General features: G+C 29.7%; 16 protein-coding genes. 6 read left to right on the top strand and 10 right to left on the bottom strand.

Going from position 1 to position 24,254, the window contains the following annotated elements:
- Positions 1–21 precede the first annotated feature (21 nt).
- The 8 genes from PHEL85_RS09615 to PHEL85_RS09650 form a co-directional block, all read right to left on the bottom strand.
- Positions 22–516: a gliding motility lipoprotein GldH gene (locus PHEL85_RS09615; protein WP_081965109.1), complete on the bottom strand. Its 495-nt coding sequence runs from the start codon at positions 514–516 to the stop codon at positions 22–24.
- Entirely contained in the window at positions 491–1,912 is a 1,422-nt protein-coding gene (locus PHEL85_RS09620; RefSeq protein ID WP_036824473.1) for a stage 0 sporulation family protein, read from the bottom strand. The genes PHEL85_RS09615 and PHEL85_RS09620 overlap by 26 nt, the downstream gene beginning before the upstream one ends.
- Before the next feature lie 427 nt (positions 1,913–2,339).
- Positions 2,340–7,262, bottom strand: a complete 4,923-nt coding sequence (locus PHEL85_RS09625; RefSeq protein ID WP_036824476.1) for a T9SS type A sorting domain-containing protein — start codon at positions 7,260–7,262, stop codon at positions 2,340–2,342.
- A gap of 164 nt (positions 7,263–7,426) precedes the next feature.
- Positions 7,427–8,131 (bottom strand): response regulator transcription factor, encoded by a 705-nt coding sequence (locus PHEL85_RS09630; RefSeq protein WP_036824479.1) that lies wholly within the window; start codon positions 8,129–8,131, stop codon positions 7,427–7,429.
- Between the two features lie 8 nt (positions 8,132–8,139).
- Entirely contained in the window at positions 8,140–9,873 is a 1,734-nt protein-coding gene (locus tag PHEL85_RS09635) for a sensor histidine kinase (protein WP_036824482.1), read from the bottom strand.
- Between the two features lie 192 nt (positions 9,874–10,065).
- On the bottom strand, positions 10,066–10,296 hold the full coding sequence (locus PHEL85_RS09640; protein WP_036824485.1) for a ferredoxin: 231 nt from the start codon (positions 10,294–10,296) through the stop codon (positions 10,066–10,068).
- A complete protein-coding gene (locus tag PHEL85_RS09645) occupies positions 10,296–11,543 on the bottom strand; it encodes a peptidase U32 family protein (protein ID WP_036824487.1) in 1,248 nt (415 codons plus the stop codon). The genes PHEL85_RS09640 and PHEL85_RS09645 overlap by 1 nt, the downstream gene beginning before the upstream one ends.
- Positions 11,544–11,547: 4 nt before the next feature.
- On the bottom strand, positions 11,548–12,579 hold the full coding sequence (locus tag PHEL85_RS09650) for a rhodanese-related sulfurtransferase (RefSeq protein ID WP_036824489.1): 1,032 nt from the start codon (positions 12,577–12,579) through the stop codon (positions 11,548–11,550).
- Between the two features lie 229 nt (positions 12,580–12,808).
- Between PHEL85_RS09650 and pflB the strand changes: the two genes are divergently transcribed.
- The 6 genes from pflB (at position 12,809) to PHEL85_RS09680 (ending at position 20,674) form a co-directional block, all read left to right on the top strand.
- Positions 12,809–15,064, top strand: coding sequence for a formate C-acetyltransferase (gene pflB, locus PHEL85_RS09655; protein ID WP_036824492.1), 2,256 nt, complete (start codon positions 12,809–12,811; stop codon positions 15,062–15,064).
- A 161-nt stretch (positions 15,065–15,225) separates the two neighbouring features.
- On the top strand, positions 15,226–15,939 hold the full coding sequence (pflA, locus tag PHEL85_RS09660) for a pyruvate formate-lyase-activating protein (protein ID WP_262501561.1): 714 nt from the start codon (positions 15,226–15,228) through the stop codon (positions 15,937–15,939).
- 176 nt (positions 15,940–16,115) lie between these two features.
- Positions 16,116–17,618 carry a DUF3360 family protein gene (locus tag PHEL85_RS09665; RefSeq protein ID WP_036824499.1) on the top strand — a complete coding sequence of 501 codons (1,503 nt, stop codon included), beginning with the start codon at positions 16,116–16,118 and terminating at the stop codon, positions 17,616–17,618.
- A 254-nt stretch (positions 17,619–17,872) separates the two neighbouring features.
- Positions 17,873–18,862 carry an aspartate-semialdehyde dehydrogenase gene (locus tag PHEL85_RS09670; RefSeq protein WP_036824501.1) on the top strand — a complete coding sequence of 330 codons (990 nt, stop codon included), beginning with the start codon at positions 17,873–17,875 and terminating at the stop codon, positions 18,860–18,862.
- Between the two features lie 10 nt (positions 18,863–18,872).
- A complete protein-coding gene (locus PHEL85_RS09675) occupies positions 18,873–19,919 on the top strand; it encodes a ferredoxin--NADP reductase (protein WP_036824504.1) in 1,047 nt (348 codons plus the stop codon).
- 89 nt (positions 19,920–20,008) lie between these two features.
- Entirely contained in the window at positions 20,009–20,674 is a 666-nt protein-coding gene (locus tag PHEL85_RS09680) for a LysE family translocator (RefSeq protein WP_036824507.1), read from the top strand.
- 50 nt (positions 20,675–20,724) lie between these two features.
- Here PHEL85_RS09680 and PHEL85_RS09685 read toward each other — a convergent pair whose 3' ends face one another.
- Both PHEL85_RS09685 and PHEL85_RS09690 read right to left on the bottom strand, forming a co-directional pair.
- Positions 20,725–22,551: a M1 family metallopeptidase gene (locus tag PHEL85_RS09685; protein WP_036824509.1), complete on the bottom strand. Its 1,827-nt coding sequence runs from the start codon at positions 22,549–22,551 to the stop codon at positions 20,725–20,727.
- Positions 22,552–22,612: 61 nt separating this feature from the next.
- Entirely contained in the window at positions 22,613–24,241 is a 1,629-nt protein-coding gene (locus PHEL85_RS09690) for a S8 family peptidase (RefSeq protein ID WP_036824512.1), read from the bottom strand.
- Positions 24,242–24,254 lie beyond the last annotated feature (13 nt).

The raw sequence follows: 24,254 nt of genomic DNA on the forward strand, positions 1-24,254 counted from the left end.
CGTGAAAACGGGAATTTATTTCTAATTTTCTATGCTAAAACCAACATCTTGAATTCCTTTTAAAAATTCAATTGGATTAATAGCGCCATTTTTTCGCATTGCGTGATGTACATTAAACATGTATTTTCCAGAAACTGGAAACGTCTTTTTTTCCTTATAAAATAATTTATTTTCTTTAATCTCTGTAAAACCAGTACCTAAAAATCTACCCATTTCATCTGCCATTTCGTATTGTAAAGTATCTACAACAATGGTTTTATTTGGAAAAATAAGCTCCGTAATAACATACAAATTACTATATCCATACTCATTATTATTTCTAATATTGATAAATAAATTTTTGGGTGAAATTGTATCTTTTACATCAAACTCAAACAATACTTTTTCATTCGCTTTCCAACCTTCATTATCAATTGATTTATATTCATTAAAATCAACCTTATCATTACAAGAAAACATTAAAAAAACAGATACTAAAACAATTGAAAACTTATTTATTTTCAGAATTGTTGTCATTTTTTGGATTATTATTTTTACGATTTTTATTATTTCTTCTTGGTTTATTTACCTTCTTAACCTCTCCTTCTGGTTGCTTTGCTTTTGCTTGAGTTTTTGGTTTTTGCCTAGACTGAGGTTTTGGTTTCTGTTGATTATTCTGCTTATTTGGGTTATTATTAGATTGCTTTCTTGCCTGTGGTTTCCTTTTTTGATTTGGATTTGGCTTTTGCTTATTATTATTGTTAGCAACTGCAGCCACAGGTTTTTTCTTATTTCTATTTCTGTTATTTCTTTTACGTTTGCTAGTTTTAGGCGCATCAAAACGTGTTAAACTATCTTGACCAACAGCATCCTCAAAATCTACTTTTACAGGAATCTCTACATCAGCTTCATATTCTTCTAACGAAATAGATTTCTCATTATTTTTATTGAGATCAATTATTTCTAGAACTTGATCTAAAGTAAGTCTAAACCATTTGAAACGTTCTTCTTTATATGTGTACCAAAGATGATTTTTAAAAATATCCATCTTTACAAAAACAGCATCTCCTTTCTCTGTTTTTAAAACAACATCTTGTTTTGGAAACGTTTTTAAAGCATCTAAATAGGTTTCTAGCTCAAAGTTTAAACAACATTTAAGCTTGCCACATTGTCCTGCTAATTTTAATGGATTTAAAGACAATTGTTGATAACGAGCTGCAGATGTTGTTACTTTTCTAAAATCTGTTAACCAAGTAGAACAGCATAATTCTCTACCACAAGAACCAACGCCGCCTAAACGTGCAGCTTCTTGCCTTGCGCCTACTTGTTTCATTTCTACACGAATAGAAAAAGCACTTGCTAAATCTCTAATTAATTGTCTAAAATCTACTCTTGTATCTGCTGTATAATAGAAAGTTGCTTTGTTTCCATCACCTTGATATTCTACATCAGATAATTTCATTTGCAAACCTAAACGTCCTAAAATTTCTCTTCCTCTTCTTTGAGTTTCTTCTTCTTTTGCTCTTGCTTGCTGCCAAATATCAATATCTCTTTGACTTGCTTTTCTGTAAATTTTCTTTACATCTTCATGATCTGCAGTGATTTTGCGCTTTTTCATTTGCACTTTTACCAATTCTCCTGCCAAAGAAACTGTACCAATATCGTGCCCAGGAGAACCTTCTGTAGCTACAATATCTCCCATTGTTATGGGTAAATTATCAGGGTTTTTATAGAAATGTTTTCTTCCGTTCTTGAAACGAACTTCAAAAATATTGAATCTTTCTTGTCCACTTGGTAGAGTCATGTTAGACAACCAATCGAAAACGGCAAGTTTATTACTACCACTTCCACAAGTTCCTGTACCACAATTACCATTACTCTTACAACCTTTTGGTACTCCATTTTCTGTTGTACCACAACTTCCACATGCCATGTAAGTATATATATTTTTATAGTTGATATTCTTTAAGGATTATTATTAGCAGCAAATCCACTAAAAAACAACTCTATAAAGGCCAAAAACCTCTTGGTTCATAAATTGATTATCAAGCTAATACAAAAACATCGCCTAATCTTCACTAATTCGTAAATATACGCATTCTCTAAGAATGAAAAAATACCAAAATTAAAGTTCTTAGAACTACTTTTTTGATTCTACATCAAAAGTAGTATAATCCTTTTATTAAATTTTATTCTTTTTAGAATCCGCATCCTTTTAATGAGAATTTGTAGAAAAAAATAAACTGTTGTTATTTCTCTAATTCGTAAAATACACGAATTCTAAAGGAATGAGGTAAGGTGTTAAAAAAAAAAAGCTACTGAAAATTCAGTAGCTTTTTTTAAAAAATGGGGGATTAAAATTATCTTTTAATCAATTTTGCGTTTACAAAACCTTTATCTGTACTAGTTTTTACAAAGTAAATTCCAGATGGTAAATGCGCTACACTTATAGTTTCTTTTGTTGTTTTAACAACTCTTTTTCCAACTAAATTAAAAATTTCAACTGATTTTAATTGTAAACCATTAGATATAGAAATCTTAATAATTGATGCCGCTGGATTAGGATAAATATTAATGTTGTTTTTTAAGAAATTATCATCTATTGATAATGAAGCGTTACAAGATGTACTGTAAATTGCTGTAGCATCTTTTTTCCAATTTTCATTCGCTTCTGCATCTGCAACATTATCAACCTCAATACACCCTAAGTTAGCATTACCTGTAACATCAACAATTTCTAAAGTTGAATTGTTTCCATTTTTTAAATTTAAGAAAGTTAATTTATTGTTTCTAGCAATTAACTCAGTGATATTTTTAACTTCAGAAATATCTATGCTTTCTATTAAATTATCAGATAGAATTAGCTTTTTAACATTATTTTCTGTTCTATTAAAACTTCTTTTTTCACCTGTTGTTTTAGATTGTACTATAACAGAATTTGCTTTTAATAAAGAACTAACATCTGTAATAATGTTTCCAGAAACATCAATTATATCTGCATTAGTAAATGCTTCTAAACCTATTACATTAGAAATATTTTTACCTGTTAAATCTAATGTCCCTGTAAATGCCTGTGCTTCTTCGTAGGTTATTTCTCCATCTCCATCTGTATCTAGACCTGTTGCAGTTACTAGAGCTGTTTCTAATTCTTCATCTGTTGTATATACAGTCCATTCTGAATTACAATCTGTATTATAATTAGCATCTTGGTCTTTATCAGTCCAATTTGTATTAGAAAAAGCTACATCATCAACTGCAATACAAGTTAAATTTGGATTGTTATTAATACTAAAAGTTGTAATTAAAGAGTTTGTACCATTTTTTAAATATGCTCTTTCTAAAGAATTGTTTGCTAATAATAATTTTGTAAGAAGTGTATTTTGATTAACATCAATATTAACTATAGAATTTGATCTTAAATCTAATTCATGTATTTGAGTGTTTTCTGTAACATCTATCCCTGTTAATGAATTATTATCTACTCTTAAGATTTCTAAATTTATATTATTGCTAACATCTAAAGAAGTTAAAGTATTATGCTGACAAGATAATATTTCTAAAACAGTATTATTCGTTACATCTAACCAAGTTAATTTCGTTTTACTTGTATTTAAATTCTTTAATAATGGCTGATTTGAAATATCTAAAGATGTAATATCATTTGTACCACAACCTAAAATTTCTAATCCAGTATTATTTGTAACATCTAAAGTTGTAAGTTTATTATTATCTACCGTTAAAATTGTTAAAACTGTATTGTTTGTTACATCAATAGCTGCTATATTATTTGCTCCACAACTTAGAGCTTCTAATGACACATTGTTTGTAACATCTAAACTTGGTATTTGATTTGCTTCACAACTTAGAGTGATTAAGGCTGTATTATTTGAAACATCTAAACTTTCAATAAAATTAAATTGACATGCTAATTCCACCAAACCTAAACTATTAGAAACATCTATACTCGTTAAATCATTAAATTGAGCAAAAACAGTTTCTAAACCTGTGTTTGAAGATAGGTTTAAACTTACTAATTCATTTCCTCTTACATCTAAATAAACAAGTTCTGCAAAATCTTGTATTCCTGTTAAATCTGCGATGTTTAAATCTGAAATTGTTAATTCAGCAATTGTTTCAATATCAGAAGTTAAAACTTCACCATTAATTATTCCATCACTATCAATATTTTGGTCTATTAATGCTTGCTCAAAATTTGCATCTAATATCTGTGTGTAATCTGACGCATTTGGACAAACTGTACTATTATAATTCGTCTGAGCATCTTTGTTACCTAAATTTGATACTGCATTTACATCATCTACTAAAACACATTCTAATAAAGGGTTTTTACTGATATCAAACTGTGTAATATTTGCATTGTTTCCATTCTGAATATTTAAACTCTCTAATGCATTATTCTCTACTCTAATTACTGTTAAGCCTCCATTTGTACTTAAGTCTAAAGATGTAATTTGATTGTAAGCAAATCCTATTTGTCTTAAGGCTGTATTTGTTGAAACATCTAATGCTGTAAGCATATTACTTGCCACAAAGAACTCTTCTAAGGCAACATTGGTTGAAACATCTACACTTGTTGATCCTGTTGTTGATAAATTTAATCTCGTTAAATTTATGTTTGTAGCAACATTTATGTTTCCTAAATTGGCATTGTTATTTAACGTTAAGTTTAATAATGCTGTGTTCTGACTTACATCTACTGCGCCTGTTAAATTATTAGCATTTCCTTGTAACTTAGTCAATAAAGTATTGTTACTAACATCAATTGCTGTTAATTGGTTGCTTGCAAAATCTAACTCTAATAATCCTGTTTGATTTGAAACATCTAGTGTTGTTAACTCATTCTCCGAAATATCAAGCACTCTCAACAATGGATTGTTACTTACATCTAAACTCGTAATCGCATTATTGGTTGCTTCCAACTTTTCTAATAATACATTGTTCGTAATATCTAAAGAAGTTAAAACTTTACCTTCAATAACTGTTTGATTACTTGTATATAATTCTCTTAATTGTAAATTGTTGGATAAATCAATACTTGTTATTGGAGCATTATAAATATTCAATACTTCTAAATCTCTAAACGCTTCGATTCCAGTGAAATCTGTTATCGTATTAATTGGTGATGATAAAGTGGTTACAACTTCTAAATCAGTAGTTAAGGCTTTTCCATTGATAACGCCATCTGAATCAATATTTAAATCAATCAAACGTTGCTCAAAATTTGCATCTGGTATCTGTGTGTAATCGGATGCTGAAAAACATGCTACACTAGAATAACTTGTCTGTGCATCTTTGTTGTTTAAATTTGAAACTACATTCTCATCATCTACTAAAACACATTCTAATAAAGGGTTTTTACTGATATCAAACTGTGTAATATTTGCATTGTTTCCATTCTGAATATTTAAACTCTCTAATGCATTATTCTCTACTCTAATTACTGTTAAGCCTCCATTTGTACTTAAGTCTAAAGATGTAATTTGATTGTAAGCAAATCCTATTTGTCTTAAGGCTGTATTTGTTGAAACATCTAATGCTGTAAGCATATTACTTGCCACAAAGAACTCTTCTAAGGCAACATTGGTTGAAACATCTACACTTGTTGATCCTGTTGTTGATAAATTTAATCTCGTTAAATTTATGTTTGTAGCAACATTTATGTTTCCTAAATTGGCATTGTTATTTAACGTTAAGTTTAATAACGCTGTGTTCTGACTTACATCTACTGCGCCTGTTAAATTATTAGCATTTCCTTGTAACTTAGTCAATAAAGTATTGTTACTAACATCAATTGCTGTTAATTGGTTGCTTGCAAAATCTAACTCTAATAATCCTGTTTGATTTGAAACATCTAGTGTTGTTAACTCATTCTCCGAAATATCAAGCACTCTCAACAATGGATTGTTACTTACATCTAAACTCGTAATCGCATTATTGGTTGCTTCCAACTTTTCTAATAATACATTGTTCGTAATATCTAAAGAAGTTAAAAATTTACCTTCAATAACTGTTTGATTACTTGTATATAATTCTCTTAATTGTAAATTGTTGGATAAATCAATACTTGTTATTGGAGCATTATAAATATTCAATACTTCTAAATCTCTAAACGCTTCGATTCCAGTGAAATCTGTTATCGTATTAATTGGTGCTGATAAAGTGGTTACAACTTCTAAATCAGTAGTTAAGGCTTTTCCATTGATAACGCCATCTGAATCAATATTTAAATCAATCAAACGTTGCTCAAAATTTGCATCTGGTATCTGTGTGTAACTTAAAGCTTCTTCTCCAATAACCAACCCATTATTAGTTGAAACATAAATTTTATTATTATCAAAGTAAATATCATTTACTACTCCTATTATTCCATCATAATAACTGTAAATTGTAAAAGTAGAACCTCCATCATTTGAAACTGAAATTGATGAACCGCTTGTTCCTACAAACACATTACCATCTTTACTGTAAACACAGTTTACTGAATTGGCTGCCAATCCATCAGATTGTTGTACTACATTAAATGTACTTCCATTATCTGTAGTTATTGACACTCCTCCAACAGGATCAAATCCTTCTGATGCTGTATATAATACTCCATTACTAAAAGAAACTCCATTTGCTCCTGTATTGGCTAAACCATCTGCTTTTGTTTTATTTGTAAAAGAAACTCCGCCATCAGTAGAAATAGACAAACCACCATCGTTAGCAACATATACATTAGAACCATCTGCAACAATACCTCTATAAAACTCTTTACCTAATCCGTCTGAAGTATACTTTTCTACAAAAGTAGATCCTGCATCAGTAGAAATAAAAACTCTATAAAATGAAGCTACATATATATTATTACCGCTTGCATAAACATCTAGAATATTATTTGCTAAAGGAAAAGATCCTGGTGCATAATTTACAAAACTATTTCCTCCATCTGAAGAAATAGAAATACCTGCAGATGTTGCTGCATATATAATTGTACCATCTAAAAAAACATCGTTTATACTATCAGAACCTAAACCATTTGAAGTTGTTTTAGTGGCAAAAGTAACTCCTCCATCTAAAGAAATCAATAACCCAGAAGTAGTTGCTACATAAATATTAGAACCAGATGCAGCTACACCATTTGTTGCTGATGTTGTTATTTGGCTAAATTTAAAACTCTCAGCATTAGTTAGATTTGAGCTTGTTTTCTGAGTGAAAGTTGTTTGTGAAAATCCATTAATAGCCCCCACCATTAAAAAGATTAAAAATAATTTTAATTTCATTTTTTATGTTTTTTGTTAAAAAATCGATTAAAAATATCTTAAAATTTATACTATAAAATAAATTATGTTCTGAAAAGAGGGTAATTTGTTCTGAACTCTCAAATTTATTTTAAAAAACAGGTGTTTTTACCTAATATTTATTTTTAAAATAACTAAACAACCAACTAAGAATTAAAAATACTCAAAAAGTTTTCTTTATATTTTGATGAGAGCTTTATTGTTTCAGTATTTATTTTAATATCTCTAGCACCAACATTTTCAATAAAATTAATATTTACAGCATTACTTCTGTTTACTTGTAAAAATACTTTGTTTGGTAATAAATCTAAAAAATTAATTAAAGAACTTCTTATTAAAAGGCTTCTCGTTCTGTAATGCAACCTAACATAAACATGTTCTGATTCTATGTACAATAATTCTGTTAAATTAATATTATATGTAGTTGTCCCTATATTTATATTTATAAATTCTTTTGTTTTATCTTTTAAATTATCAAAAACAATGTCAATTGTAGTTAGTAATGTGGCTTCATTAATGGGTTTATTTATATAACCTTTTGGTGAAAGTTTTTTAATATTTGCTAATGTTTCTGAATCATTAAATGAAGTGATGAACAAAAATGGAATACCAAATTTAGAATTCAATAATAAAGCTACATCCAAACCTGTTTTTTCTCCAGAAATTTTTACATCTAACAGTACCAAATCTACTTTAGTAGAGTCTAAAATTTCTTTTGCAGAATTATAGTTAATTGCAATTCCTGCACATAAATACCCTTGTTGAATGACAGCGTTTTTTAGCTGAAAAGCAATTAACAACTCATCTTCTACTATTAAAATACTTTTTTTAGAATCTATTATTTTTTCCATATTAGATTTTAATTTTTGTGTTTTAAAACTATTTCATACGCAGACCCTTTCCTTGTATAAGTCCCGTTAAGTTGTGCAATCATACTATCAATAATAAATAACCCTAAACTATTATTATTTTCTTTAACTTTAAAAGTACTTCCAGAATCAAAATAGTTAATAAAAATATTATTGCCATCACTTTTTATCGAAACTCTAATTACAAGAACATCATTGGTAACTCCATGCTCTAAGCTATTACTTATTAATTCGTTCATTAATATTCCAATAGGAAGTGCTGTATCTAAATTTATTCTAATATTTTTTACTTTTTGTTTAAAGTCGATTTTACGAGTAGATAAATTTATTAGAGGTTCTGATATCTTTTGCAAATACTCTTGTAGATTATAAAACTTACCTTCTATTTCGTTTTCTGAATAAATAAACTGCTCATGAGCAATTACAATTGTATTTATTCTGTTCTCTAAATGAACAAAACTCTCCTTATAAATATCATTATCAAATTCTTTTGATTGAAATTTGATTAAACTTATAATTAAAGATAAATTATTTTTCACTCTATGATTAAGTTCTTTAAGCAGAACTTTTTTCTCATTAATACTTTGATTCAATTTTTCGTTTCTAGAAAATACTTCTTTATTCTTTTTACTCAACCTTCTATATAAAACAAATATTAACCCTATTAAAAAAAGAGATCCTATTGAAAACACAATCAAATAATAATTATTCTTTTTTGATTCTAAAAGTTCAGATTTAGATTTTAACACCTCTAGTTTATGATACTTTAATTCGTTTTTAAAATTAATTTCTGCAACCTCTAAGTTTTGCTTTTCATAGTTAATCTCTGTTTCAGCATTATGATACTTTTTAAAATAGTAGAGCGCAGAATCTTGTTGGTTTATACTTTCTAAAAAAATTGATCTTTGTTTAAACACAGAAGACATTAAATATAAATCTTTTGTTACTTTTGCTTCAGTAAGTGCTGAGTCTAAATATTTTCGAGCTTTTGCTAACTGTTTATTTTTTTGATAAATACGAGCTAAACTAGTATACATCATACTCACAGAAAGAGGATTTTCTAAAAGTTTAAAGTCTTTTAAAGACGCTTTTAAAAGCCTTGTTCTATTTATATAATCATTTTTATCAACAAAAAAACTTTGTAACATTTTAGCAATTGCACTAACATCATAATATTTATAAAGATCTCCAAAAGCTGCAGCTTTATTAGCATAAAACAATGCAATACTGTCGCTTTTTTCTACTGGTTTCAAAACTCTATAGCTAGAAGATTTTCTAAATAAATACTGTCCATAATACCTATATTTTATTCTAGTAGTATAAATTTCTTCTAGTCTATCTAACTCAGAAAATGCTTCCTTCGTTTTTTCAAAATACTCAAAAATTAATGCTCTTTGTATTCGAATTCGAACTTCTGCCCTTTCACTTAAACTATCTTTAATTGATAAAACTTCATTTGAGAGATTTAATGCTTCTACAAAAAAACTATACTCAGCTAATGCTTCTACTTTTAATGCTTTTAAATCATTTATAATAAAACCAGAAACTTCATTTTTGTGGAGTATACTATCTACTTCTTTAATAACAATTGGACTATGAAACCTTAATAAATCTATTTCTAATTTTTTATAAATGCTATCTAAATCTTGTGCACAAAAATATTGACACGCAAATAACAGCGATAATAAAAAAGTTATATTTTTATTATGATTTAAGGTTTTCAAATTAAATAATTACTAGACAAGTTTAAATAAAAAAAAGGTATTCTAAAATTATTTGTTCTTAAAAAGGTCTATTTGTTCCAAGATAAGTGTAAAACTAACATCTTATCCTCTTAATTAAGTATTACTGTATTTAATTAAACAAAAAAAAGACCTCAAAAATTGAGATCTTTCTATATTAAATTTATGTATTTCTTAAATTTGCTTCACTTCTATTATATTAACAGGACACACTTTTTTTGCTTCATTAGAAGATTCAAAAATAGATTCATCAAAAGATTTTATCGTAAAAAAACCTTTCTTTTCTGTGGAATGCAACAACACTGATTTTCCGTCTTTTTTAGACATTTGAAACTGACTTGGAGCAACCTCAACACAGTAATTACAACCAATACATTTATTTCTTTGCAACGTAATTACAACCATTAGTTCTCAGCAAATTCAGTTTTAACAATCTTATATAATTTATCAGATCTTCTAATTTTGAAGTCTAATTTCATGGTAACCTCATCTCCTTTTGTAGCTTTTTCTGAAGGTTTGTCATTTACAAACATTTGCTTCAATTCCATTTCTTGAGCTCCTGTTGTTGGCCCAGTAATTAGAATTGTATCGCCAATATTTACGTCGTAGGCATCAATTTTAAATTGACCAATTTTTGCTTTGTCAAAATAGTGTTCTCCTTTACCTAAATAGACTTTCTTTTGTGTTGCATGAGATCCAGATTCTTTACTCCATTCTCCTAATTTTTGACCTAAATAATATCCGTTCCAAAAACCACGATTATAAACTTTCTCTAATTCTTGCATCCAAGATATTACTTTTTCTTTATCGTAAGTTCCATTAGCTAAACTATCAATGGCATCTCTGTAACATTTAATTACTTTTGCAACATATTCTGGCGCCCTACCCCTACCTTCTATCTTTAAAACTTTAATTCCTGCATCTGCAACTTGGTCTAAAAAATCGATGGTACATAAATCTTTTGGAGACATAATATATTCATTATCCAACTCCATTTCAAACCCAGTTTCTTGATCTATAACTGTATATTTTTTTCGACAATTTTGTTTGCAAGCTCCTCTGTTTGCTGATGAATTTGCAGAATGTAAACTCATATAACATTTGCCAGAAACTGCCATACACAAAGCTCCGTGACCAAAAATTTCAATTTCCACCAATCTTCCAGAAGGTCCTTTTATTTGATGTTTCTCAATAGCTTCTGTAATCTTTTTTACTTGACGCAAACTCAACTCTCTACTCAAAACAATTGTATCTGCAAAAAGCGCATAAAACTTTACTGTTTCAATATTTGTAATATTGATTTGTGTAGAAATATGAACTTCCATTTGCTGTTCTCTTGCCATAGAAATTACAGCTTGATCCATTGCAATTACAGCAGTTATATTTGCTGCTTTTGCTCTTTTTATCAATGTTTTTACAATTAATAAATCATGATCATAAACAATGGTATTTAATGTAAGATAAGTTCTAACATTTTTTTCTGAACATCTTCTAGAAATTTCTTCTAAATCATCTAAAGTAAAATTGATAGAAGCTCTTGCTCTCATATTAAGTTGTTCTACTCCAAAATAAATAGAATCACAACCATTATCTAGGGCAGCTTGTAAACTTTCAAAGTTTCCTGCTGGCGCCATTAATTCGATTTTTTGCATGATTTTACTTTTTGAATTTTAGAACTTCTGAACGTCCTTTTTTAAATATCTTATTACTATTTCCTTTTCCTTTTCTTAATTCTTTTTGCTCCTCAAAAGACAATTGAATTACTTCTTGACAATCTGTAGAACAGGTGTTCTCTGTAGCTTCTGAACATTCATCACATTGAATAAATAATAGATGGCACGCTTCATTTGCACAATTTGTATGTTCATCACAGGCTTTTCCACATTGGTGACAATTAGAAACCACATCATCTGTAATACGTTCTGCTCTTCTATGATCGAAAACAAAGTTTTTACCAATAAACTTATTTTCTATTCCTTCTGTTTTTACCTGACGAGTGTATTCTATAATTCCACCTTCAAGCTGAAAAACATTTTTAAATCCTTTGTGCTTGTAATAGGCTGATGCTTTTTCGCAACGAATTCCACCTGTACAATACATCAATAAATTTTTATCTTCTTTATTATCTTTTAAATCTTCTTCAATAATATCTAAAGAATCTCTAAATGTATCTACATCTGGAGTAACAGCACCATCAAAGTGCCCAATTTCACTTTCATAATGATTACGCATATCCACACAAACTGTATCAGGATTTGCCAACATTTCGTTGAATTCCTTTGCGTTTAAATGAACTCCTTTGGCAGTAACATCAAAAGTTGCATCATTTAAACCATCAGCAACAATTTTGTTTCTAACTTTTACTTTTAGTTTTAAAAATGATTTATTATCGTGTTCTACAGCAACATTTAAACGAATATCCTTCAAAAAAGAAATACTATCTAATTGATCTTTTAAAGTATAAAAGTTTTCTGAAGGAACAGATAATTGAGCATTGATGCCTTCGTAAGAAACATAAATTCTACCAAGTACATCTAAAGCGTTCCATTCTAGGAATAACTTATCTCTAAATAATTGTGGGTTTTCTATCTTATAATATTGATAGAATGATATTGTGAGGCGGTCTTTGCCAGCTTCATCAATTAATGCAGCGCGTTCTATTGCGCTTAACTTATTGTACAGTTGCATACTATACTAATTAGGTTAAACTAAATATTTTTGCAAATGTAATTAATTTTTAAAATTGAATTCTTAAAAACAACCCTTTTTATCTACCTGATTATCAACCTAAAAATAACTACAACGTTTTCTTAAATATTTTCAAAAACTAATATTTATCATATTTTGAAAAATACTTCAGAAGTAGATTTGTAGCGTTAATGAGGATTACATAAATACATAAAAAATAAATTATATAATGGAAGTACAAGAAATAATCTTAGAAAAACCACAAAAAGCAGCATTTAACAAGGGAGCTTGGAATACATCAATCAATGTTAGAGATTTCGTTGTAAAAAACATCGTTTCTTATTATGGAGATGACCAATTTTTAGTTGGTGCAAGTGAAAAAACTCAAAAACTTTGGGAAGTTTGTATAAGAGAGACTCAAATAGAAAGAGAAAATGGTGGAGTACACTCTATTGATACAGAAACTATTTCTGCAATTTCTAATTTTGAAGCTGGTTACATCGACAAAGAAAATGAAACAATTGTTGGTTTACAAACTGATTCACTTTTAAAAAGAGCTATGAAACCTTTTGGAGGTTACAAAGTAGTTCAAAAAGCATTACAAGAACAAGGTTTAGAACCAAGTGAAGAAGTGAATACATTATTCACTAAATATGTAAAATCACATAATGATGGTGTATTTTCTGCTTATAATGCAGAAATCAAGAAATTTAGATCTTTAGGTTTCTTAACAGGATTGCCAGATAATTATGCTCGTGGTAGAATAATTGGTGATTATAGACGTGTAGCTTTATACGGAATTGACAAGTTAATTGCTGTTAAAAAATACGATTTAGCAAATATTGAAGGACCAATGACAGATGCTGTTATTCGTTTAAGAGAAGAAGTTTCTGAACAAATTAAAGCATTAAAAGACATGATTGTAATGGGTAATCATTACAATTTAGAATTAAATAGACCTGCAGAAACTGCTCAAGAAGCAGTACAATGGACTTATATGGCTTATTTAGCTGCTGTAAAAGAACAAGATGGAGCTGCAATGTCTTTAGGTAATGTTTCTACTTTCTTAGATATTTATATTGAAAGAGATTTACAGAATGGAACAATTACTGAGGTTGAAGCACAAGAATATATAGATCAGTTTGTGATGAAACTAAGAATGGTGCGTCACTTAAGAATGGCTGCTTATGATGATATTTTTGCGGGAGACCCAACTTGGGTAACTGAAGCAATTGGTGGTATGTTAAACGATGGACGTTCTAAAGTTACAAAAACTGCTTTCCGTTTCTTACATACTTTATACAACTTAGGCCCATCACCAGAACCAAATATTACTGTTTTATGGTCGCCTTTATTGCCAGCAAACTTTAAAAAATTCTGTGCAAAAGTAGCAATTGATACTTCATCTATTCAATTTGAAAATGATGATTTAATGAGAACATCAAGAGGTTCTGATGATTATGGAATTGCTTGTTGTGTTTCTTATCAAGAAATTGGAAAACAAATTCAGTTTTTCGGAGCAAGAACAAACTTAGCTAAAACTTTATTATTAGCTGTTAATGGAGGTAAATGTGAAATCACAGGAACTCAGATGGTTGATGGAATTGAAGCTGATAACAGCGAATATTTAGACTTCGATAAAGTAATGGGGAATTTTAAAGTAGCTATGAAACAAGTAGCTCGTGTTTACAATGATGCAATGAACATTATTCATTACATGCATGATAAATACTACTACGAAAAAGCTCAAATGGCTTTAATTGATACAAACCCACAAATTAATATCGCTTATGGTATCGCTGGCTTATCAATTGTAGCAGATTCTTTATCAGCAATTAAATACGCAAAAGTAAAACCTATTAGAAATGAAGAAGGTTTAACTGTAGACTTTAAAATTGAAGGAGAATTCCCTAAATATGGAAATGATGATGATAGAGTAGATATTTTTGCTCACAATGGTGTTGAAGACTTTAATAATGAATTAAAAAAATTAAAAGTTTATAAAGATGCAGAACCAACAATGTCTGTGTTAACAATTACGTCTAACGTTGTTTATGGTAAGAAAACTGGTGCAACACCAGATGGTAGAGCTTTAGGTGTTGCTTTTGCTCCAGGTGCAAACCCAATGCATGGGCGTGACACAAATGGTGCTATTGCTTCTTTAAACTCTGTAGCAAAAATAGATTATAAAGATTCTCAAGACGGAATTTCTAATACATTCTCTATTGTACCTAAATCATTAGGATCTACAGAAGAAGAAAGAATAGACAATTTAGCAGCTACCTTGACAGGATACTTTGAAAATGGTGCACAACACCTTAATGTAAATGTATTCGATAGAGAAACTTTAATAGATGCAATGGAGCATCCAGAAAATCACCCTCAATTAACAATTAGAGTTTCTGGATACGCAGTTAATTTCATAAAATTAACTAAAGAACAACAAATGGAAGTAATTTCACGTTCGTTCCACGAATCTATGTAGTCCTTTTTATGTATTTTATAGGGGATTCAAAAAATAAAATTGACTCTTTTTAGAGCCTACTTTTTAAGAAAGTACTAATTTTATTTTTTCGAATCCCTTTTTTTATTCATTTAAACTTATACGTTATTAAAACTTCAAAAAACATATTAAACATTCATTCTATTGAGTCTTTTGGAACTCATGATGGACCAGGAATTAGAACAGTTATTTTTTTACAAGGTTGTAAATTAAAATGCCTGTATTGTCATAATCCAGATACTATAGACACTCATGGAGGCGAGGAACATCATATCGAAGACTTGGTTCAAAGAGCCATTAAAATGAAAGGGTATTATGGTGATAAAGGTGGTATTACCGTTTCTGGTGGAGAACCACTATTACAAGCAACTAATTTAATTCCGTTTTTTAAACGCTTAAAAGAAGAAGGAATTAACACTAATATTGATACTAATGGACGTATGTTAAATCATCCAGTTATTGAATTATTAGATAATTATGCAGATTTAATAATGCTAGATGTTAAGCACATGACTGAAGAAGGTTTTCAACATATTACTGGTAAAAGAAATATAGAAACTACATTCAATTTTGCAAAACATAGAGAAGCTTCTGGTAAAAAAATGTGGTTGCGTTATGTTTTAATCCCAGGAATAACTAACACCCCAGAATTGCTACATCAATTAGGAAACTATTTCAAAGATTATAAAACAATAGAACAAATAGAATTACAACCTTACCATAAACTAGGCATCCATAAATGGGAAGCTTTAGGTTGGAAATATGAATTGAAAGACGCTAGAGAAAACACAAAAGAAGAATTACAACAAGCATCAGATATTTTAAGTAACTATTTCAAAAAAGTAAAAATTAACTAACCTTGTTCTTAATTCAATAAATTCAGCCAACATTTAAAGAAAGTATTTTTTCCATTATACAAGATTCTTAGAGCTTTCCTTGTAAAAAAAATAATGTATTAAATATTTAATTATAAGAGTAACTTTCAACAAGAATTTAATTAAGAAACAAATTTAGCTCCCAAAAAGACTATAGTATGAAAACTTATAAAGAACAACATAGACCCGCTTCAGAATTTGAGAATCGATCAGAATATTTAGATCATGAATTACAAATCATGAAACCTAGAAGATATAAATTAAATCTTCCAGGAAGAGATTTTAGATTTGAATGGGAAGATTTAGTTCCTGCTTTTGCTGGAACACTTGGTATTATTGCAATGTACTCATCTGTTATGATGGCTTGGGCAGATGGTTTAACTGAAGCTTGGGATCATGTAACCCTTGGTAAAGAATTTGCCATCGAGGTATCTCGAGTAGAGATGTTAATACCAGCACTTTTGTTTGTAATTTTAGCTTCTGGTTTTTTTAATCCAAAGGCAAATTTAGCAGGAAATCATGGACCAATGATTCCTCTTATTGCAAGTATCGCCTTAGCAGGTGCTCATCCTTTAGCATTGGCTATTTTAATTGGTGTTTTTGGACTAATACTCAGTTTTGTTAAAGGTGGTTCTCGATTAGTAAACTTAACTAGTAAAGGAGTTGCCGGAGGCTTATTAATTTTCTTAGGGTTTTCTGGCGCTTTAGTTCAAATTAAAACCATTCAAAATTGGAGTATGGGTTTAGAATCTTCAACAATTGAAGTTGGTTCTATGGGGTATCTAGGCTTAGTTATTTTAGCAATTACAGTAGTTTTATATAGTTATTTAGCTAGAATAGAAAAACGTTGGTTAGCTATTCCTGCCTGTGCAATTACTGCTTTAATAATTGCCTTAATTGGTGGAGCTAGTTTTGACCTTCAATTTACAACTGAAATGGGATTACCAAATCTTAATCCCGCATATTGGTGGGGAAGCACCGAAGAAGGGTGGATGCTTGGTCTACCAAACTCACAACATTTTATAGCTTCATTACCTTTTGCTATTTTAGCTGTAGCAATGTGGTCACCAGATTTTTTAGGCCATCGTATTTTTCAGGAAATGAATTACCCTAAAAAAACAGAAAAAGTATTAATGGATGTTGATGATACTATGACAATGTGTTCTATCCGCCAAATGGTAGGTACAGCCGTTGGTGGAGGTAATATTACTTCATCTTGGGGAACTTATATGATTCCTGCTGCAATTGCAAAAAGACCAATACCTGCAGGAGCTATTCTTTTAGGAATAATGGTTATGGCTGTTGCTATTTTGGGAACTCCTATGGACGTTGCTGTTTGGCCTCCTGTAAGATCTATAGCTTTATTAGTTGGTGTATTTTTACCTATGATTGAAGCTGGAATTCAAATGGTTAAGAAAAGTTCTTGTTCTCAGGCTGCTGGAATATGTATTTTTACAGCCATGGTAACAAACCCAGTACTAGCTTGGGCTTTAGCCATGTTTTTAGATAATAATGGATTAATAGGAGATAAAGAAAGACCTAAAACATTATCTTTTGTAGATAAATGGATTATTCCTCTAAGTATACTTGTAATCTGTATTATAGCAATGCTTGCTGTTGGAATGTTAGAATCTAGCTATGGTATTCTACCATATTTATAAACATTAGTTAATCTAAAAGTCTACGTTCCTTTTAATAAATATAAGTCCATCAGAGTATACTTTTAAATATTTAATAATAATAAAACCTTTCAGTTTTTAAAAGCTGAAAGGTTTTTCTTTTTACGAAAATTATATCAACTTGTTAAAATTTAAACAATAGAAATTATTTTGGTAAATATTTATCAAAAAAATGGTGGGTATATAATTTGTTAGCATCTTTGTACCATAATTAATATCAATAAATATAAATACTGATGAAAATAGCTGTAGTTGGAGCAACTGGAATGGTTGGAACAGTAATGTTACAAGTCTTAGAAGAACGTAATTTACCTATCACAGAATTAATACCTGTTGCATCTGCAAGATCTGCTGGTAAGAAACTATCTTATAAAGGAAAAGATTATACAGTAGTTACTCTAGAAGAGGCAGTAAAAATGAAACCAGATGTAGCTTTATTTTCTGCAGGTGGAGATACTTCTTTAGAATGGGCTCCTAAATTTGCTGAAGTGGGCACTACTGTTATTGATAATTCTTCTGCTTGGAGAATGGATCCAACTAAGAAATTGGTAGTTCCAGAAATTAATGGAGATGTTTTAACTGCAGATGATAAAATTATTGCAAATCCAAACTGTTCTACAATTCAGTTAGTAATGGCTTTAGCTCCTTTACATTTAAAATATAAAATGAAGCGTTTAGTAATTTCTACCTACCAATCTGTTTCTGGTACTGGTGTAAAAGCAGTTCAACAATTAGATAATGAAGAAGCTGGTATTGAAGGCGAAATGGCGTATCCTCATAAAATTGGAAGAAATGCATTACCTCATTGTGATGTTTTTTTAGAAAATGGATACACAAAGGAAGAGATGAAATTGGTTAAAGAACCAAAGAAAATATTACGTGATGATTCTTTTTCTGTAACTGCAACTGCTGTTAGAATTCCTACTGCTGGTGGACACTCTGAAGCTGTAAATGTTCAGTTTGAAAATGATTTTGATTTAGCAGAAGTTCGTAAAATTTTATCTGAAACTCCTGGTGTAATTGTTGAAGATGATTTAGCAAATAATGTATACCCAATGCCAATTAATGCACATAATAAAGACGAAGTGTTTGTTGGTAGAATTAGAAGGGATGAATCTCAAGAAAATACCTTAAATTTGTGGATTGTTGCAGATAACTTACGTAAAGGTGCAGCTACAAACACAGTTCAAATTGCCGAATATTTAGTAGCAAATAATTTGGTATAAAATACATTTAATGGAAACATTTAAAAAAGTAACCATAAAAGAGATTAAACAAGAAACCGCAAATGCGGTTTCTGTTTTATTTAACATACCCGAAAATCTAAAATCTGAGTTTAATTTTACTGCAGGACAGTATATTACACTGCAAAAAGAATTAAACGGAAAAGAAATAAGAAGAGCATATTCTATTTGCTCTACTCAAAAAAGTGAAGATTTAAGAGTCGCTATAAAAGCTGTAGAAAACGGAACATTTTCTGTGTATGCAACTTCAGATTTAAAAGTTGATGATGAAATAGAAATTTCTGCTCCAGAAGGGCGTTTTATTTTAAATCCTGAAGCAAACAAAAACTATATTGGTTTTGCTGCTGGTTCTGGAATAACACCACTTTTATCGATGGTAAAAACGGTTTTAGAAACCGAACCTTCTTCAACATTTACTTTAGTTTATGGAAACAAATCTGAAGCTGACACTATTTTTCTTAGTGAATTAAAAGGTTTAAAAGAATCGTTTCCTAAAAACTTAAACTTACACTTTATCTTTAGTAGAGAAAATGTAAAAAATGAATTAAGAGGTAGAATTGATCAAAACGTAACTAATTATTTTGTAAAGAACATGTATAAAGAAACTTCTTTTAATGAAGCTTTTTTATGTGGTCCTGAAGAAATGATACAAGAAGTTTCTAGAACTTTAGAAAGTAACAATATTCCTAAAGAAAATATTCATTTCGAGTTATTTACTGCTTCGGTTGATGAAGAAGCTGCTGCAGAAGTTAAAGAAGGAACCACTGAAATAACTGTTTTGTTAGATGATGAAGAAACCACCTTTATAATGCAACAAACAGATGATATTTTAGCTGCAAGTTTACGTAATAATTTAGATGCACCTTACTCTTGTCAAGGTGGAGTTTGTAGCTCTTGCTTGTGTAAAGTTACAGAAGGAAAAGCAGTTATGGTAAAAAACTCAATTTTAACGGATGATGAAATTAAAGAAGGCTTTGTTTTAGCTTGTCAAGCCCATCCAACAACAGCAAAAATTGTTGTTGATTTTGATGATGTGTAAACAAATTTCACAATAATATTTTATTTACAAAGGATGGTTTTTCCATCCTTTCTTTTTACCCTTAAATTAAAAAGCAGTATTTTTATACTATGGATTTTTACGACTTTAAAAATGCTTTTCTTATAGGTTTTTTCATGGCTTTTATGATAGGCCCTGTTTTTTTTATGCTGATACAAACCAGTATTTTAAAAGGCGCTAGAGCTGCAATTGCCTTTGATTTAGGTGTTATTTTAGGTGATGTAACTTTTATCTTAATCGCTTATTATGGAAGTAGATCTTTATTAGAAAAAATTAAAGATGATCCTCGTTTATTCTTTATAGGTGGCTTAGTTTTAATAATTTACGGACTCATTACTTATTTTGATAGGCAAAACAAAAAAGAAGCCTTAGAATCTGCCGAAATTATTGATGTGCCAATTAAAAGTAATTATGTGAAACTTTTTTTAAAAGGCTACTTTTTAAACTTTATAAATGTTGGTGTTTTAGCTTTTTGGTTGGGTACTGTTCTTGTGATTGGACCTACTTTAAAAATGAATGAAAACGCAATTTTTTGGTATTTTGCAACCATCATATTAGGTTATTCAGTAACAGATTTAGGAAAAATACTTTTAGCAAAACAGCTAAAAAACAAAATGACACATTTGGTAATTTACCGTTTAAAAAGAATTATGGGAATTATACTAATTGTTTGTGGTGTATTTTTAATGCTAAAAGGTTTTATTCCTAATGAAAAAATTGACAGTTTAATTCATTAAACCAAAAAAGCGAAGTTTTCACCTCGCTTTTTTTCATCTAAACTTATAATTTATTTCACTTCAAAAAAATTGTTTTCTAAATTAACATCAGCCATTAAAAGGCTTTTATCGATAGCAACAGATTTTACTTTTTTAGAAACGTTAAAAGAATACGTAGGATAAGCCCAACCCCAATCTTTTAAAATTGTTGCTATTGTTGGCTTGCTACCTCTCATTATTTCTAGAGGAATATTAAAACTCTCTTTACTGCCATCAAAATAAGTAACCTCAACATCTATTGGCATTGGCATCTGGCTAATTCTTTCTAAGGTAATTTTATTTCCTACAACAGATTTTATACCATAATCTATAGTGTGTAAGGTTTGTGTCCATTCATTTAAATACCATCCTAAATGAATACCAGAAACTTTTTCCATAGAACGAATTACATCATTTGGTGTTGGGTGTTTAAAACTAAAATCAGTAAAGTATTTTTTTAGTCCGTTAGCAACATTTTCTGCACCAATTACATATTCTAATTGTGATAAAAACATACTTCCTTTTCCATAACTCGCAAAACTATAACCTCTATTTGTATGATACCTGTCTGCATGAGTTGTAAGCACTTCTTCTGCGCCAGATTTCACCATTCTATTATATCCTTTATAAGGACCAGCATTTGGATTTTTATCACCTTTTTTCATGATTTCATAAGAAGCTTTAGTAGAAATATAACTTGTAAAACCTTCATCCATCCAAGGATGTAAACTTTCGTTAGATGCTAATAAAAATTGAAACCAAGTGTGTGCCATTTCATGTGCAGTTACTCCAAAAAGACTACTAAACTTACGTTTTCCGGTAATTAAAGTAGACATTGCATATTCCATACCTCCATCTCCTCCTTGTATTACAGAATATTGTTTATATGGATATTGACCAATGTTTTCGCTAAAATAGGTCATTAATTCAGCTGTTTTAGGTTGTAAATCTTTCCAGTTTTTTAAATATTTTTCTTCTAGATTTTTCTTATATAAAAAATGTAAATCTATTCCGTTTTCCATTTTTAAAACATCGTGATTGTATTCATCATCAGCTGCCCACATAAAATCGTGCACTTTTGGCGCTTTAAAATGCCATGTCAATTTATCGCCATTTGGCAAGTTTAAATCTTTAGAAACATCTTGATAACCATGACCTATTTCTTGTGGATTTTGTAAGTAACCTGACCCACCAATTGTATAGTTTTTATCAATATGAATAGTTACATCAAAATCTCCCCAAACACCTTGAAATTCTCTTGCAATATAAGGTGGGGTATGCCAACCTTGAAAATCGTATTCTGCTAATTTAGGATACCATTGAGACATTGATAATGCAATTCCTTCTTTATTTTCTCTTCCAGAACGACGAATTTGAACAGGTACTTGCGCATCAAAATTCATTTCTAAAGTTACAGTTTCTCCTGCTTTTATAGGTTGATTTAATTTTACTTCTAAAATTGTACCCACAGTTTCATGAGCAACAGCAACGCCATTTTGCTTTAAAGAATTTACTTTTATATAACCTATTTCATTAGGCTTTAATTTACTAATTCTATCTCCAATTTTCTTACTAGGATCTTTAATATTTAAGGACCTAATATCCATTTGAGAACCCGGTTGAAATGCATTAAAATATAAATGATAAAATACCTTATCTAGTTTATCTGGAGAATTATTAGTGTATACTAATGTTTGTTTTCCTTTATATTGATATTTTTCTATATCTACATCAACATCCATTGTATAATCTACATGTTGCTGCCAATATGTTTCTTTAGCTACAAAAGTTGCTTCTTTAGTAACTTTACAAGAAATTAATGCAATAATTGATAATCCTAATAAAAATATTTTTCTCATTTTACGTTGATTAAAGTTCATAAAAAACCAGCAATTAAAAAATTGCTGGTTTAAATAATTATTATTTTCTACTTACAATTCTTTCTGCCATTATTAAGGCATTGTAAGCATTTACAACTCTACCAGAAACTGATAAATCTGCAAAAGGAACTTTTTCTCCTTCTGGGTTTTCTCTAGATTTAGAACCTGGTTTTGTAACTTGTAAATTAATTTTAGTTCCAGAGTTCATAATAATGTGTTTTACCTGACTTGCAGATAATTTTGGATAATAAGAACGTATTAAAGCAGCTACTCCTACTGTTGATGGTGCAGCCATTGATGTTCCACTAAAGTGTTTATATTCATTTTCTGGTGTAGTAGAATAAACTTTTACACCTGGAGCAAAAATATCTACATTCTTTTTACCATAATTAGAAAAACCAGCTGGTAAATTTTCGTTATAATTTGCACTCATTGCTCCAATAGTTAATACATTATCAGAAACCTCAGTTAATAAATCTTTAGAATCATTAGGATATGTTCTTTCTACATCAATATTCTTACCATCATTACCAGCTGCATTTATAATTAATACATCATGTTTTGCTGCATATTGAATTGCTTCATACACCCATTCTTTATGAGGAGAATATCCTTTACCAAAACTAGTATTAATTACTTTTGCTCCATTATCTACAGCATAACGTAAACCTAAAGCAACATCTTTATCATACTCATCTCCATCAGGCACAGAACGTACAGCCATAATTTTTACATTATCTGCTACACCATTCATTCCTTTTCCATTATTTCTTGATGCTCCAATAATTCCAGAAACATGAGACCCATGAGCTTCACTTTTAATAGAAACCCCTGGATTTCCATTTCCATAACCTGGAGAATCATTAATATCTTCAGGATTGTCTCCTTTTCTATAATTTGTATACTCATTATTTAATAAAGCAATTGACTTATCTAATTGTTTTTTAATTTCTGTTTGTGCTTGACCTAAAGAAGATAAACCAAAACTATACATTTGTTTTGCAACTGCAACACTTTGTAATAATGAAGCATCTTCAGTTGTTATTGCTTCTACGTCTTTAGCAGTATAGTCTTTTTTACCAAGGTGCTTTGCTAAACTTTCATCTGCTCCTTTTACTCCACTTAGCATTTGCTCGAATCTAATTTTTGTTTTTCCAGCATTTGCAACATTCTTTTCGTGTGCTGCTTTAATTTCTGCAACAATCTCAGCACTTTCTAAAGATGGATTGTGTAAAATTCTAGCAGCTTCTAAGTTTTCTTTATAAGCATCTCCTAAAAAGTTCCATCCATTAATATCATCTACATAACCATTCTTGTCATCATCAATTCCGTTTCCTGCAACTTCATTTTTATTAACCCAAGCAACATCTTTTAAATCTTCATGACCCAAATCTGTTCCAGAATCTACAACACCAACAACAACCTCTACACTCTTTTTTCCTTTTAAGAAATTGTATGCTTTGTCTACTGACATTCCAGGAATAGAGTCTTTTATTAAATCTAAATGTCCCCAGTTATTTTTTTGTTCATCTGTTAATGGCGCCTTTTTAGCTACAGCTATTATTGCTACATCCGAACCTTGAGGAACTGGAAGGCTAGAAATAGACTTACAACTAGAAAAAACTAACCCAGCAACTGCTGTGTATAAAATTGGTTTTAAAATTCTCATAATCTCTCTTATC

Source organism: Polaribacter sp. Hel1_85, from assembly GCF_000766795.1.
Lineage (GTDB): Bacteria > Bacteroidota > Bacteroidia > Flavobacteriales > Flavobacteriaceae > Polaribacter.